The organism is Candidatus Caldatribacterium sp., assembly GCA_014359405.1.
Taxonomy (GTDB): domain Bacteria; phylum Atribacterota; class Atribacteria; order Atribacterales; family Caldatribacteriaceae; genus Caldatribacterium; species Caldatribacterium oleiphilum.
Genome location: JACIZN010000016.1, coordinates 1 through 15367 on the forward strand (window position 1 = coordinate 1; position 15367 = coordinate 15367).

General features: G+C 51.1%; 11 protein-coding genes and 1 pseudogene (1 of these 12 cut by a window edge). 1 reads left to right on the plus strand and 11 read right to left on the minus strand.

The window, feature by feature from the left end; genetic code table 11:
- Nucleotides 1-67: 67 nt before the first annotated feature.
- Nucleotides 68-3502, minus strand: coding sequence for a hypothetical protein (locus H5U36_02260; GenBank protein MBC7217000.1), 3435 nt, complete (start codon nucleotides 3500-3502; stop codon nucleotides 68-70).
- Between the two features lie 65 nt (nucleotides 3503-3567).
- Nucleotides 3568-6318 carry a family 78 glycoside hydrolase catalytic domain gene (locus H5U36_02265; GenBank protein MBC7217001.1) on the minus strand — a complete coding sequence of 917 codons (2751 nt, stop codon included), beginning with the start codon at nucleotides 6316-6318 and terminating at the stop codon, nucleotides 3568-3570.
- A gap of 367 nt (nucleotides 6319-6685) precedes the next feature.
- Between H5U36_02265 and H5U36_02270 the strand changes: the two genes are divergently transcribed.
- The gene (locus tag H5U36_02270) at nucleotides 6686-7132 is read left to right on the plus strand and encodes a hypothetical protein (protein ID MBC7217002.1); all 447 of its coding nucleotides are present in this window, start codon (nucleotides 6686-6688) and stop codon (nucleotides 7130-7132) included.
- Here H5U36_02270 and H5U36_02275 read toward each other — a convergent pair.
- From H5U36_02275 to H5U36_02315, 9 genes and pseudogenes are all read right to left on the minus strand, one after another.
- Entirely contained in the window at nucleotides 7101-8249 is a 1149-nt protein-coding gene (locus H5U36_02275) for a glycerate kinase (GenBank protein ID MBC7217003.1), read from the minus strand. The two genes, H5U36_02270 and H5U36_02275, sit on opposite strands and share 32 nt — an antisense overlap.
- Nucleotides 8246-9229, minus strand: a complete 984-nt coding sequence (locus H5U36_02280) for a D-glycerate dehydrogenase (protein MBC7217004.1) — start codon at nucleotides 9227-9229, stop codon at nucleotides 8246-8248. Before H5U36_02280 ends, H5U36_02275 begins: the two co-directional genes overlap by 4 nt.
- A complete protein-coding gene (locus tag H5U36_02285) occupies nucleotides 9226-10179 on the minus strand; it encodes a TIM barrel protein (protein ID MBC7217005.1) in 954 nt (317 codons plus the stop codon). Before H5U36_02285 ends, H5U36_02280 begins: the two co-directional genes overlap by 4 nt.
- Nucleotides 10180-10254: 75 nt before the next feature.
- Complete coding sequence (locus H5U36_02290; GenBank protein MBC7217006.1) at nucleotides 10255-12063, minus strand: DUF2207 domain-containing protein; 1809 nt, start codon at nucleotides 12061-12063, stop codon at nucleotides 10255-10257.
- Between the two features lie 9 nt (nucleotides 12064-12072).
- Nucleotides 12073-12819, minus strand: coding sequence for a sugar ABC transporter ATP-binding protein (locus H5U36_02295; protein ID MBC7217007.1), 747 nt, complete (start codon nucleotides 12817-12819; stop codon nucleotides 12073-12075).
- Between the two features lie 14 nt (nucleotides 12820-12833).
- Nucleotides 12834-13817, minus strand: coding sequence for an ABC transporter permease (locus tag H5U36_02300; GenBank protein ID MBC7217008.1), 984 nt, complete (start codon nucleotides 13815-13817; stop codon nucleotides 12834-12836).
- 65 nt (nucleotides 13818-13882) lie between these two features.
- Nucleotides 13883-14899, minus strand: coding sequence for a sugar-binding protein (locus H5U36_02305; GenBank protein MBC7217009.1), 1017 nt, complete (start codon nucleotides 14897-14899; stop codon nucleotides 13883-13885).
- 128 nt (nucleotides 14900-15027) lie between these two features.
- Nucleotides 15028-15276: a dihydroxyacetone kinase subunit L gene (locus tag H5U36_02310; GenBank protein MBC7217010.1), complete on the minus strand. Its 249-nt coding sequence runs from the start codon at nucleotides 15274-15276 to the stop codon at nucleotides 15028-15030.
- A pseudogene (locus H5U36_02315) lies at nucleotides 15210-15367 on the minus strand (DAK2 domain-containing protein); it runs 298 nt beyond the window's last position. Before H5U36_02315 ends, H5U36_02310 begins: the two are co-directional and overlap by 67 nt.

The window sequence follows — 15367 nt, forward strand, 5'->3', positions numbered from 1 at the left end:
GGGGTGAGTACTTTAGCGAAAAAGTGCTCCCCTGAATGAGGGGAGCACTTTTTCGCTAAAAGACTGCCTACTCTGTAACTTCAAACTGAAAGTATGGATGCAACACCACTGACAACAAGCCCGTCTCGTTGTAAGAAGTCTTCAAACCTCTATACAGAGAGTATTCCCTGCGGGCTCTATTGTACAAAGTGGAGCAGAGCTTTATCGTTATTGTGTTTTCACCAGACACAAGATAGTCACCGATGTCCACTTTGTCGGAAATGCAGTTGACGGCTTTTATGACATGCCCGTTAACAGCAATTTCCGTCACTTGATCCTGGCTGTATTTGAGCTCGAGAATTGCGCCTACCTTACCTTCGGCACTTGTCCATTCTTCAGGCAGGGTGAAAGTCGCAGCGTAGTAGCCAATTCCAGAGACGTATTCCATAGACTCGACACCCAGTACATCAAGTTGCTCTCTTGTTGCTGGCAGATCTTTCCAACTGCATAGTTTTATGTTTTCAAATTTTAATGTTGTTACTTTATGGGTGCTTGGGTCTTTGTAGAGAGTATACTTGTTCGCAGTATTCAGTACTTCAGGAGGTACAATAGGGTCCTGGATATTCTCTTCGGACCTATCTGGGCCGAAACTCTTGAGTTCCAAGCTCCAAGAAAGATTGCTTAGATCAAATTTGTTCAACATTTTCTGGGCAGTAAACGACCGCACACTTCCGTCAGAAAAAACTACTGCGTAGGTACCCGGTTCATTGCAGCGGAACAGAACTTTGCCATTCTCGTAACGAACTTCGCCTCCTGTTTTGCCAACTACCTGCATGTCTGGAGCCCTGAGGCCACTTAGCGAGCTCCAAAACTTAACATCTTCTTCTTTTAGAAGTCCAACAATTATTGCTTCGCCAGCGCTCAGAGAGATTTCTACGGAAACCACTTCATCGCCACGTCTCCTGTACTCAACGATAGGGGTGATTTTTCCTGTCCATGCATCAAGAATGTATGGTTTGCCGCTGCCCTTTAGGGTTACGACGGTCTCAATGGCCTTGCCACTCTTAAAATTACTAGCGTGACTTGGAGTCATAATCATGCCAAGGTTCTCAGGGTAAGTGTTGTTGTACAGATAGTAGTAATCCGATCCAGTCTTTTCGTCGACGTAATGTGTGGCCTCCAACTGAGGCTGGTGGTAGGAAGCGTCTGGGAAAATTGATAACCTCTCAAGTATGTTTAAGACTTCCTTCTCCGAAAAGGCAGCATAAACTCCTGGTAAGGTTTTAAGCTGGGCAAAGAGGGCTTTCATTTCCGAGTCGCTGTTTCCTGTCTTCCATGTACCAGGAACAGTCTCTAGCTCAGAATTCAGTAATATAATGGGTAAACCGCTTTTTGCGAATTCAATCAGCTTTCGCACTGCATCGGCTGATACCTTGGAAACATCATGTAAAATTAGAGCTTTGTAGGCGGGGCCGCTTTCACACAATCTGCCGTTTGATACCATGACATTCTCCAATCCAGTTATCAAAGCATCGCTAAGGATGTTGTAGGAGTAACCGTGATCTAAAAGCAACTGTAGAGAGTTACCCGATTGACTCGAAGAGATAACAGCAAGGTCGATTTTGGGAGTTCCTCTCTGAAGAATAGACTGTACCCTTGCCATGTAGTTCCCTAAAAGGGGCATGTCTTCCCAGTATATTTGCCTATAGTGGTAGGTATCCGCAAAAAATCTGGGATTCTCGGCAAAAGGACCAAATAGCATGCTAAAAGCTAGCCATCCTGGCCAATCTGCTTGGTAGCCATTCCAGGTCTTGTTGTAAGGGCTACCGTGCAAAATTGCTCGATTGACGCCGTGGGAATAGTTCTGGTTCAATTCTGCTATGATATCTGCCCAGTTTACCCTTAGGTTGTCCCATCCCGTGATAGCTTCCATGGACAGAAACTCCTTGTTAGCCACGTTTACGCTACCGAAGAGTCGACGTAGCCCATCTCCCTTTGTTCCATTATCACCTTCTGGAATATCAACAACAGTGGCCGAGAAAGACTCGTCAACCCCTTCAAGCCCATATGCCTGTGCGCGGTAAGTATAGGAAAACGTCGAGGCCCATTTCTTGAGAGGTTCCAGATGTTGAGTGTTATAAAGATGGCCCAAAAGCTGTTCGTAGTCTTCCTTTATCCTATCGGCTAATTCCTTTCTGTCAAAAGAGGAGGGTCCAAGCGCCACAACCAAGGGCATTTGTTGTTTGAAGGGGTAATCATCTCTCAGCTCCTCGAGTAAGTCATGCGACCACAGCGAACTCGAGGTGGAGACCTCTATAGAATCTTCAAAAATGGAACCCTTGTTTTCCTTAAGTAACTCTCGGAGTTCCCCATCTAATACATTCTTCTCCCAGGTGTAGATGATTGCTTGCGCTCCGCTTTCGTCGAAGTAGTCGACGCAGTAAGTACGACCATACATTAAAACCGAACCGGGTCCAGACTGTACTTGCCCAGTACCACGACGGTATACGCTGACTAAAATCCAATCACCAGGTTTAATGTCGTCGCCCTTGCTCGGTGTATAGCCGCTCAGTAAAGCGGCATACTTAGAGAGATCAACCTGATAGTAGTATTGCACATCGGCCATTCTTGCCCGATTACCTTTTGAATCCATCTTTCCGTTAAAACTGCCAGAAAGATCTGCATCCGGAGCAGGTTCTTCTCCAAAGAGTTTTACTACGTCATCGTAGGTAGTACCGGAATCACCGTAGTACTTTTGTAGCGCTTCCTTGTCTGGAACTCCTGCAGCGTGACCGTAAATCTGTACGACGTCAGTTAACGGGATAATAGAATCGAAGTCAAGAACGTATTCAAATTTTTGTTTCTTTGCGGGCATGAAGGGTAGGAAGGGTTGAGGTTCCTCTTCGACAATTTCTTTCTTTCCCATGACTTTTACGAGAGCAGCGGAGACGAGTTTATCAACAAAAATGAAGGGTGCGTTCTTTCCATCGAACAACTTCTTCTCTGGTAGCGGAAGGACATAAGAAGTATTCTGCAAATCTTCCGGAGTTACTTTGACATAAGAGTATGAAAGTTCCTGAGAAGCGGCATCATCATTTGGATCAATGCAACTGACAATTGCCGGCCAGTGAGCAGTGATTGTAATGTCTACCCTGAATCCGCCTTCTACTTTTTTGGCTGCCCTTAATACTTTCTTAAGCAATTCCCTCCAGGCCTCTGTACCCCACCCGACAATCCTTACTTCTTCGTTGGTAAGTTCGCTCCCATCTGCAAGCATAGCAACCTCTACGCCACCGAAACCAGCCCTTGCAAGTTCCAGAATCTGCTTCTCAATTGTGTCATATTCATCTAAACCGGCACCAGCATCGGGAAACCACATGCGAACCATAGGACGTTCGTCGCGACTCGGGTTTAGAAATCCTTCCAAAACGTTCCCTTTGGCTCTGGCAAGCAAAGGAGTACTTATCCCGATACTTACAAAAAACAACACCCCAGCTAACAGCACAAAGAGATGCTTCCTCATCGCTACTCCTCCTTTTCCTTAATCCCTGCCTGCCACCTGCAGGTGGCAGGCAGGGATTAAATCTCCTACAAAGTTTGTCTACTTACATCACGCGGAGTCCAGAAAATATAATCCCCTGAACCGACTTCATACACTGCGTAACCTTCCTGATACCTCACAAGCTTGGCCCCGCCTCTCTCACTAACAGAAGCTCCTTTTTCAACAGGTACCCAGATTTCGGCAGTAGCACTTACCGGAATATGGACTTTTAACTGCAAAATCGCGCCATTGATTTTCCACTCAGAACTCACCCTGCCAAGAGGTGTAGTAATGTATGCTGATACGTAGTTTAGATCCCCGATTAAATGAGGTTTAACCACGATCTTTCGATAGGCTGGAGCGGCCGGTCTAATACCGGCTACATACTCGTAGAGCCAATCATCAATCACGCCGCGAAATGCGTGATTGTGGGAACGCGAAGAATCTATTACAGACTGAGAAAGGAACCAACGCCATGCCTCCCACATAGTATCAACTATTATTGTCTCAGAGCCGGTATCCAACCCATGAAGGCTCTGGAACCACCAGCCCCAGCCAGGATAAGTAGGAGTGGTAGCCGCTTTATACGCCAACTCAGCATAGCCACCTTCGGTTAGCATTGGAAGGATGAATTTAACTCCCACTGCGCCTACGGATACGTGTCCATCCCAAGTCCTGTCTACATCATAAGCCAACCTGTCGAAGACCTTTTGTCTTTCTCCTTCTGGAACTACTCCAAAAGCGAGTGCCACTGCATTAACAGCCTGTGAGTAGGAACCAGAGCCTATGGAGCGATCATAGTATGCCCCACTGTCCGGATCGTAAAATTTGGCATTGTATGCTTCGCGCACTTTTTTGGCGAATTCTTCAAATTTCCGCGAGTCGTCCACTTTGCCCAATACCCGAGCGATCTCTGCTAACTTGGAAGCAGCATCGTAAATGAAGAGAGTACCAAGCAACTTGTTGTCTTGCGCTCGGGGGAAAATTGCATTTTCGGGACGATTCGGTGCTCCCTCAGCAGCCTCATGGTCGCCATAGGTAAACCCCTCGTAGATGTAGTCCGTGGATTCAACGAGCTTCATGTAATATTCCATCCAGCGCTTCATGCCATCGTAGTGCTCACGGAGAGTCCGCACATTACCACGCCTCCAGTAAAGAGCCCAATTAACCCCAATGTAACTATAGGTCCATACGGGCTCTTCCTGTGGTTCCCTCGGATCTGGCAAAGCAACTGGAAGCAACCCGTTTTCTGCCTGATAATCTCGGTGATCGCACATCCATTTTTCCCAGAAGTTCTCGCTGTCAAAATTGAGAAGTGCATTGTCGCAATAGATATGGCCATCTCCGGTCCAGCCAGCTTTCTCATACATTGGTGTGTCAGTGGGAAACCAATGGAGGTTACTGAGCACAGAAGCCTGCATTGCTCTATGATAACGGTTGAAAAGCTCGTTAGAACAACTAAAGTCGCCAGTTGCAGGCACATCGGCATGTACTGTTTTACCCACAACACGGAGAATCTCTACACCCTCAGGAGCATCAATTTGCACATAGCGATAGCCACAATAGCTATAGCTAGGAGTAAAACTCTCTTCCCCCTCGCCACGCAAAACATAGGTGTAGGACTGGATTTCTGGTCTTGGAAATCCTGGAATTGTTGGACCGAGATGAACAGTACCGTCGTCATTTAGCTTCTCGCCATACTTAATGCGAATTTCTGCACCGCGGGGACCCTTCACAGTAATAGTTGCCCACCCAGCCCTGGTAGTTTGAAAGTCGTAAATGATGCTCCCACCAGGTAACTTTTTCACCACTGGGGTGGGCAACTCCCCAGTAACCCTGATTGGCGGAGAAGTCTGAGCCTTAAGGCGACCTTTTGGAGCCTCCACAATTGCCACATTGCTCCATTCAGAATCGTCGAAACCTGGTGCATTCCAGCCTGGTTGTTCAAGACGCGCGTCGTAGACCTCACCTTCTGTTACTGAACTTTTCAGGGTGGGACCGTCAGCCACTTTCCAGGTTTCATCGCTCACGATCGAGTCCTGAGTGCCATCGACATAGGTGACATCGAGTTGTAGCTTGAGTCTCCGTTGACCAGGAAACCTTGCATTCCCTAAGCTGACACCAATAACATTAGCTTCCCCCGGACGCAATAGCTTCGTTACATCATGGGTAACATACATAACTGTTTTATCGGGGTTCGTATATGCAGGATCAAGCTCTCTGTCTCCTATTCGCAGGCCATTAACGAAGAGTTTGTATATTCCAGTAACCGCAATGTAGATCCGTGCAGAAGCTATCTCTTTGTTTCCAAGCGAGAACTCTTTGCGCAATAATATCTCAGGTTCTCGATCATCACCACGGGAGATCCACTTTCCCTGAAACTCGTCTGGATCAAGGAAAGCTGTTTCAAACCAGCTAATTTCACTCCACTCCGACGGTTTACCATCCTCGTTCCAAACACGTACTGCCCAGTAGTAACGTTTTCGCGATTGTAATGGCTTTCCACCGTACTCTGCCCAAGGATCGGTCGACTCAACGCGTCCACTTGACCAGATATCGCCTGACAGGGACTCAGCAGAAGAAACCCTTATTTCATAAGCTACTTGTCGGGCGCCATTGTAATTTGCCTCAACAACCCAACGAAAGCGCGGAATCGGAGTGTCAATACCCAAAGGATTAACCAGGTTCTCTACGGTCAACCCGCTAACGGCAAGAATCTTATCTGCAGCTAGAACCGGTACTAGCCCCAGCAGAGGCAATACCACAACCATTATTAGGACTAAGGTCCTCTCCCTCACGCCCTATTCCCTCCTTTGAGCTTGGTATCGCCTAATTCCCTACTAAAATCACCAAATCCCACAGATACCCCCATCAAGAAGCAGACACAAGTTTTAAAATCCTCCTAATCACCCCCTATTTAGACCACACTTCAGTTGTACCCTTACCATCTTGTATTCTAAGTTTACTAAGTTTACCAAGTTGATTCGTACATTGTCAACATATATTCCGTAATTATCATAGCTTTATTAGGCAATTTTTCAATCTTATTCGCGAATTTTCTTCGGCAAATGGGATAATTTGCTCCGAGGCTACATCTGGACATTAATGCAGGAGCGCTAAAAAATCGGGGAAAAGCAAGGAGTAGAGGAATGCATAGGGGACAAGATGAAAGCCTGGGTCTCTGGGGATAGAGAGTGCTTTCTTTGGCTTGCGAAGCTCAAACCCCTCACTCCCGCAACACACTCCAAAGTCGTTGCCCGGGTTCGCCCCCTTTTCCTCTGCCTTGAAAAAGAGAACTACGCGTACACGAAGTTCCAGGGGATTGTTGTTGCCGGCTGCACCATGTGCTCCTTTTTCCTTCGGAAAGACCCCTGGACCGAAATCCTGCGCAGAATCGAGGAAGTTCGCCCAGACTTTGCCCTTTCGGTAGCCCGAAACCTCACCAAGGGATTTTTGAAGGAAGAGAAAGAGGAGACGCTTCCCAAAGAATGTGGGCTTTGTGGAGAGCCGACAAGCGGTGACATCTGCACGGTGTGCAGGATCAAGGCGCGGGTTTCTCCGGGCGCGGCTATGAACCCTGTCACTCTGAGGAGCGAAAACCCTGGAAAATGAGGAACCTCCCTAAGGAATAGGCTACCCGCTCCACAAGGACTTCTGCGCGTTCTATAGCTTCCCTTTCGGTCATGGGCCCATCGAGGATAGAGAAAACACCAGCAATTCCTTCAGGAAGTTCCGGGAGTTCACCCCAGAGGATTTTCCCCGCAAGAACCACAAGGGGCTTGCGGTGCTTCCGACAGATTTCCGCTACTCCAGCGACGACTTTCCCGAAGAACGTCTGCCGGTCAACCCTACCCTCCCCAGTCACGATAAGGTCCGCTCCGGCAATCGCCTTTTCAAGTCCTGTGAGCTCTGCGATGAGCCGAACCCCCGGGACAATTCGTGCCCCGAGGAAGGCAAAGAGTCCAGCCGCAATTCCTCCTGCAGCCCCGCCTCCAGGGAGCTCGTCAACCCGTACCCCAAGGTGGCGCTCTATGACCCTTGCCAGGTGGCGCAAACCTTCGTCAAGGTAGGCAACATCTTCTGGTCCTGCACCTTTCTGCGGTCCATAGACGTACGCAGCCCCCAAGGGACCATAGAGAGGATTGGTGACATCAGTGGCTATGAGAATCTCGGTGCCCTCAGGGGGACGGAGGAATCCACTCGTATCGAGGGATGCAATTTTCGGCAGATTTTCTCCGATACCTTCGAGTTCCTTCCCCTCGTGGTCCAAAAACTTAACTCCTAAGGCAGCAAGAGCCCCCATTCCTCCATCGCAAGTCGCGCTTCCCCCAACGCCAAGGACAATTCTCCGGTATCCCTTCTCCAAGGCAAAGCGGAGCATCTCTCCCACACCGTACGTCGTGGTCAGGCGGGGGTTACGCTTTTCGGGAGGGACAAGGGGAAGGCCTGCAGCTTGCGCAAGCTCAAGCACACAGGTCCCATCGGGAAGAAGGCCAACCTGAACCCGCACTCTTTCCCAGAGAGGACCCGTCACCTCAAGGGGAATTACCTCTCCTCCTGCGGCAAGGACAACCGCTGCAACAGTTCCCTCACCCCCATCGGCCATGGGCTTTGTAAAAATCTCAAAAGCGGGATTTGCTCGGAGAAGTCCCCGTTTGATTGCTTCACTCACCTTTGGGCTCTCAAGGCTACCCTTAAAGGAATCGGGACAAATGACGATGCGCTTCAACTCTTGAGCACCTCAGGGTTCACGAGGTTTGGGGGAACCTCTCCCTGGAGAGCCCGCACCAGGTTCTCCGCAGCCATAACGGCCATTCTCGTCCGGGTAGCGTACGAAGCAGAGCCAATGTGCGGAGCAAGAACCACGTTGTCGAGCTCTAAGAGTTCTGGCTCCACTTTTGGTTCGTTCTCAAAGACATCAAGAGCTGCCCCTCGAATCCACCCCTCCTTGAGCGCCCGCACAAGAGCCTTCTCGTCCACTATGGGCCCTCGGGCAGTGTTGATGAGGTAGGCCTCTCTTTTCATCATCTGGAGTTCTTTCTCCCCAATGAGGTGGTACGTATCTCTGGTCAAGGGGACATGAATGCTCACAAAATCCGCTTCCTGCAAGAGCTCAGGAAGAGACCGGAACTCTGCCTTGAGTTCCCTCTCAACGTGGAAAGGAGCTCGTACAAGGTCATAGTAGAGGACTCGCATGTTGAAACCCTGGGCTCTTCTTGCCACCGCCTGACCAATACGGCCAAAGCCTACAATGCCAAGAGTTGCCCCATACACATCGGTTCCAAGAAAAAGCATCGGCTCCCATCCTCGGAACTTCCCCGCCCGAACGAATTTATCCGCTTCCACGATACGCCGGGCAATGCTCATCAAGAGAGCCCAGGCAAGATCGGCAGTAGTCTCGGTGAGAACCCCAGGAGTATTCGTGACCATAATGCCCCGGCGGGTGGCCTCCTCAACGTCGATATTGTTGTACCCAACGGCATAGTTGGCGATGACCTTGAGATTTGGTCCTGCCGCCTCCATAACCTCACGGTCAATGGTGTCAGTAAGGAGGCAGAGAATCCCATCTCGACCTCGAACCTTCTCAAGGAGAATTTCTTTGGGGAGCACGCCGTCGAAGTCGCTCACCTCCATCTCACAGTATTCCGCAACGATCCTGAGGCCTTCTTCGGGAATCCTCCGGGTGACGAATACGTTCGGCCTTCTCATTCTCCCAACCTCCCTAAGGAGCATACTCGATTCCAGGCGGCAAGAAAAGTCCTTTTGGCATTGGCTACCACCAAGCGAGGGTCTTCCCCAGGGAGAGGCTTCACCTCAAAAGAGATAACCGGGCGTTCGGTTGTCCCTTTCCTCTCAAAGTACCCGATGCGGAAGAGAACTCGCAGGAAATCGGCCACCTCGTCAACATCGTTGCATCCACCTTCAATCCCGAAGCGAGGATGGAGATCCCCGTAAGCAGGATGCCCCTTTTCGAGGACTGCATTCCCAATATGGACGTGGTTCACAAAAGGTGCAAGAAGCGTCAAGGTATAGGAAGCATTCTCAAAAAGAAGGGGTATGTGGGATAGGTCCACGGTAAGCCCAAAGTTTTGGTGCTCTACCCGGACACGGGAGGCAACCTCAAAGGCAAAAGGTGCGGGACCAACGAGAGCCTCCTTATCAACGGCGTAATCGAAGACCTCAAGATTCACCCCCAAGAGGTACCCTGCGTCTTTAGCCCGATTTTCGGCGTACCGGCAGAGGTCAATAAGGGATTCCACAAGGAGTTTTTTGGCTTCTTCCTCTTTGCCCTTCTCTGGACGTTTCCCCGAAAGGAAACTTATGGCCTTTGCACCGCAAGAGTACGCCTTGTCGATAGCCTCTTTGAGCCTTCTGATAGCCCTTTCTCGTTCACTTTTTGAGAAATCGTTAAGGTTGAGCTTTTGCGAGAGCACAAGGGGTTGCGCCCCGAGGAGGAGCTCCACCCGTGCGACCTTGCAGAGCTTCCCTATTTCCTCCAAGAGTTCCAAGTCAAGGAGAGCACTCACCTCAATCGCCTGGAAGAATTCATCCGTAAGAACTTCAGTAACGGTCTGCAACACTGCATCACGCGAGCTTGCCTGCGGATAGGCCATGAAGTGCACAAGTCCCATATGGAAAGTATTGTGCCAAGGGTACAAGCCCCTCACCTCCTTCTCGGAATTCTTCCACAATTCCTGCCCCATCGTCAACGGCAAGGCTCAAGAAGCCCGGATTCAGAACGCTCCACCCCGGCCCCCACCGGACCCGCCACCAAAGCCCCCGGCACCTCCGCCGAAGCCCCCGCCACCGAATCCCCTTCCTTTCCCTCCAGAGCTTGCCTGGGCAACCGTCGCGGCTGCCACATAGGAAAGGCGGGTAAAACTCTGTCCGGGGAGAAATACAGCCGGACCGTAGAAGTAAGGATGCCGGCTTTCTCTTTCCCAAACCTCGTGGGGAATGAGGCGACGAAGGTGCTCGAGAACTGTCCTTCCAAGACCCAATGCCGTGGCGTAAATGAGATACTTCTCCCAGAGGATAACCGCCTGAGGTGGGCGTTCGGCGATGAGGGAGTACTCCTCAAGGAAGCGGGCAAAGCTCATCCAACGGAGATAGAAGAGACGTCCCTCCTTTGTCCAGCGCCCGAAAAGGTCCTGCCGGGCCAAAAGTACCGAAACCCCGATGAAAAAGGTTGCTCCCGAGAGCACGGTAAAAAGGGGCAAGAAGTGAACCGTGGTGGGTAAAGAGCCAAGGCTCACCACAGGTAAAGATCCAAGAATCATGAAAAAGGCGAAGAGTTTTGCAAGCACATTTCCCGTCATTTTCAGATACTTCCGACGGAGGAGTTCCCTACCAACTTCCTTCCGGTACGTCGAGAAAGCGACGTTGAAACTTCGGGCTTCAGCAAGGGATCGCTCAAGCTTCTCTTGCAAATTCCCAAAGCGGAATTCTCCGTTTTCGGCAAAGCGGACAAGGAGATCGAAGAATGCCCTTTCAGTTTCAGGAAGGTCTTTTGGAGCCTCTTCCACCTTGAGAATGATAGCTTGGCCATCTTCTGCGAAATCTACAAGGTCGAGGTGGTAGAGGTGGAGAAGAACAGCGGCAATGCCATCCTCGTCCACGGTTCCCCCGAGGCTTTTCACGATGGCATTGACCACATCTGGAGGGTCATCGGTGGGAGGCTCCTCTTCGTACTCTCGGAGGTAGGGTACCTTCGGCTCTCGACCAAAGAAAAGGTATACGAGGATAAGGAGGAGAACGAAAAAACCGAAGAGCCCAAAGGAAAAGCCTAAGGCCCTTCTAACGGCAGAATGGTACTTCGCCTCTTCCCTCTCGATGTCCTCAAGGGTCAGAAGGGGGTTGAAAGCAGCATAGGGGAGTTCCGGAATTGGCTGGGCCACGAAACGGACCTCAGCGATAGCCCTTGGAGGGAGATGGCTTGCTGAAACGGTGTAGTGATTTCCTTCTCTCTCAACCCGGAGACGGGGGTGGGTGAAAACCTCAGTAACACGTACTTCTTCGGGAAATTCGAAGATTCCTCGCACGTTGGAAGCCCAGGAATTCCACTCTCCCCAGAATTGGCGGAAAACTTGAGCGATGGAAGGACCGTTCTCGAAAACGTACCTTGCCCGGTACCACACGTTGAGGGTGACTCTCGGGGTGTTCCTTGGGTCAAGACGCAGTGCACTTCCAAAAGGAACGAGCCAAACCCGGGCGGAGAAACCCCGGTCTGTCCTTTCAAGCCATTCGATGTACTCTGGGGTTATTTCCTCCACCGAAAGACGGACATCCTCAATTTCCACGTACCGAGAAGGGGGAATCTCCCGGAATACACCCCGGAAAGGCTTTCGCATTCGATAGACAATCCGCTCGTGGACCTCAAACTCCCCAGAGGGGAGCATCCACTGGGTGATTGTGGCTTCCTCAATGGTGTACAGAGAGGAAAAGTATGCTGAGAGGTAAGGGTTGCGGAGCTGGAAAAGGAAAAAGAGGAGGGCAAAACCTGCAAATCTGATGACCTTGAGTACCGCTGCCCGGCGGCGCACCTCACCCTCCTACAGCATGTCCGCCCCGACGATGAGCTTCACGATTTCATCTGGTGTCGTTTCGGACTTTTTCTTGTCCCCGACCTTCCGACCTCCTCTGAGCACCACGATGCGATCGGCTACGTTGAACACGTGACGCATGTTGTGGCTTATGACGATAACGGAACACCCTTTTTCCTTAAGCCGCAGGATGAGATCGAGCACGCGACGGGACTCCTTGACCCCCAAGGCAGCTGTCGGCTCGTCCATGATGATGATTTTTCCACCCCACGGCATGACACGGCCAATGGCCAAGGCTTGCCTCTGCCCCCCAGAAAGGTACCGCACAGGGGTTCGCAAGTGCGGTAACTCGATGCCAAGTTCCTCCAGAGTACGTACCGTGTCTTCAACCATTTTCTTTCGGTCAACGAAAATACCCAACCTCCCCTTAACGGGTTCACGTCCTAAGAAAAAGTTTGCCGGCACATCCCGGGTCTCAATGAGCGCAAGTTCCTGGTACACGATTTCGATTCCCAAGGACTGAGCATCCCGAGGGCTGTGGATTTCCACAGGCTGCCCAAAGAAGAAAATTTGCCCCTTCGTCGGTCGGTGAACCCCAGCAATGATCTTGACCAAAGTCGACTTCCCGGCTCCATTGTCACCCACAAGGGCCACAATCTCTTGAGGGTACACATCGAAATCCACGTCCTCCAGAGCATGAACGCCCCCGAAGTACTTGCTCACTCCTCGGAGACTCAGAATAGGTGCTTCCACCATCCCACCCCCAAGAGTCACACTTTGCGCTTGCGGTACATATCAATCATTACCGCACCGATAATTACGGCTCCAATGGCGGCAGGCTGCCAGTAGGCAGGAAAGCCCATAAGAACCAGGGCATTTCGCAAAATCTGCATAATGGCCGCGCCGATGAGGGCTCCCCAGACACTTCCCTCACCACCAGTTAAGCTGATACCTCCAATCACTGCTGCAGCAATGATATCGAGCTCATACCCCTGCGCTGCCGTAGGCGCCGCAACCCCAAGTCGAGCCGTCATAAGAAGGCCTCCAATACCGGCGAAAAGACCCGAAAGGGTAAAGGCAATATTCTTCACCCTACCAGTATTGATGCCTGCAAGCGATGCTGCGTACTCGTTACCCCCGACTGCGTAGATATGGTACCCGAGTTTTGTCTTCTCAAGGAGCACCGCACAGAGCACAGCAAGGGCAATCATCACCACAGCCGGAAGAGGTACTCGCCAGAGATCGGCCTGCCCCAGAACCATGAAAGACCGAGGAAGATTCCGAATAGGCCAGCCCTGGGTCATGCCATAGCAAAAACCTCGAATAATGCTCATCGTTCCCAGAGTGGCAATAAAAGGAGGGAGCTTGGTCTTGCTCACCATAAGGCCATTTAAAAAGCCAATCCCCAAGGTCACAAAAAGTCCCGCAAGAACCGAAAGCGTCACATTGTGCCCCGCCACAAGAAGCATGGCAGTAATAATACCCGCGAAGGCCATGTTCGACCCAGCGGAGAGATCAATGCCTCCCCCAATGATGACAATCGACTGGCCAAAGGAGGCTATGGCAATCCAGGAGAAGGCTCGCAGGACGTTGAAGATGTTATTCGCAGTGAGAAAAGTACTCGTCAGGAGACTCAGAAGGACAACCATGCCCCCAAGGATGGTCAAAAGGGCGGCAAGCTGGTTCCGGGCAAAGCGGAGTACAAAACCTGGCTCTACGTAACGAGCGGATTCCTCTCGTCCACGGGCCTCCATGTCTCATCCCCCCAAAGAAGTCTGAACGAAAACACCCTGGGCCAAAGACCCAGGGTGTTTTCCCCTTATTCCTCGGGGAAGGGTGGCGGGAGAGGCTTGGTGAAGTCCTTCTTTTCCCATGCTTCGATCATGGCATCGACGTTATGGATGGTAACGATGTCCATACCCGAGTCCGTCCAGGAGGGGAATTCTTTTTTGTTCACAACGTAGTCAAAGAGCATCTGGATGGTGTCGTATCCCCAGCCCCAGTACTTCTGCCCGACCAAGCCACAGAGAAGTCCCTCCTTGAGGTACTCAAGCTCCACAGGGAGTGTATCAAAAGCGACTGTTTTGACGCGACCGGATTTTGCCGCTTCTTCCCAGAGAGGCATGGACCCCCGTTCTGCAAAGAGAGGCCAAAGCCCCACAAAGAACCAGCCGGTGAGATCGGGGTACGCCTGCATGGTCTCCTCTACAACCTGGACGCCGAGGTTAATGTCGTCGTAGCAGGCAACGGTGGTCACAATCTCAATCCCTGGGTAATTCTTTATAACGTCCTTGAAACCTCGGATTCGCTCCTCCAGGTTAAAGGCCCCAGGAACACCGGTAAGGAGTGCGACTTTTCCTTTCTCGCCCATGTACCGGATGAGGAGTTCAGCAGCTGCCTTCCCTCCATCGTAGTTACTCACCCCAAGGTACGTGAAGCGCTTACTATTTGGCGCGTCTGCGTCCCAGGTCATTACTGGAATCCCCGCATCCACCGCTTTGTTAATAACATCCACAAGCGCATCGGGATCGTTGCAAGAGATACCAATACCATCCACACCCCGGGCGATAACATCTTCAACCACTCGAACCTGCTCTGCCGCGTCAGAGGCTACTGAACCTACGTAGAGAACCTCAACTTCGTACTCGGTAGTCTCGGAGAGTTCTTTCGCTTTGGCAAAGGCTCCATCTCGACCGAGCTCGAAAACGGGGTTATTGAGGGCTTTCGGAATCCAGGCAAAGGTGAGCTTCTTTTTCTCGGCCGCGGAGACACCGGCCACACATCCCCACACCAGAAGAGCAACCAAAACCACAACCAACCAGTGCTTTCCCCTCATAGTAAACCTCCTTCCGAAAAAAGAATGAGAGTACGAACAGTTCGAACAGTTTTCTCTGTAATACCACCCCCCTTAAAGCGAAAAAGTTCTCGCTTTTGAAGGTATACTACCAATCCCTCCACGAGAAGTCAAACTCCTGCAAGTGCCCTAAACCACGCCTCAATGATGAAGTAGCTCGAGGCTGCCCCAGGGTCGATGTGGCCGATGCTCCGCTCTCCAAGACGGCTCGAACGACCCCTTTTGGCAAGCATACCTTTCGTGGACTCCATCCCCTCTCGAGCAGCACGGATGGCACTCTCAAGGGCCTCTTTCAAGGATTTCCCTTCTTCCTTGGCTTTCTTGAGGGCCTCAAGGGCAGGAAGGAGGGTATCGTACATGGTCTTGTCCCCGGGTTCAGCCTGCCCTCGGCGGCGGACTCCCTCGGTGAAAGCAGCAAAGACCTCGCAGAACTCAGGGAGGGTGAGGGAG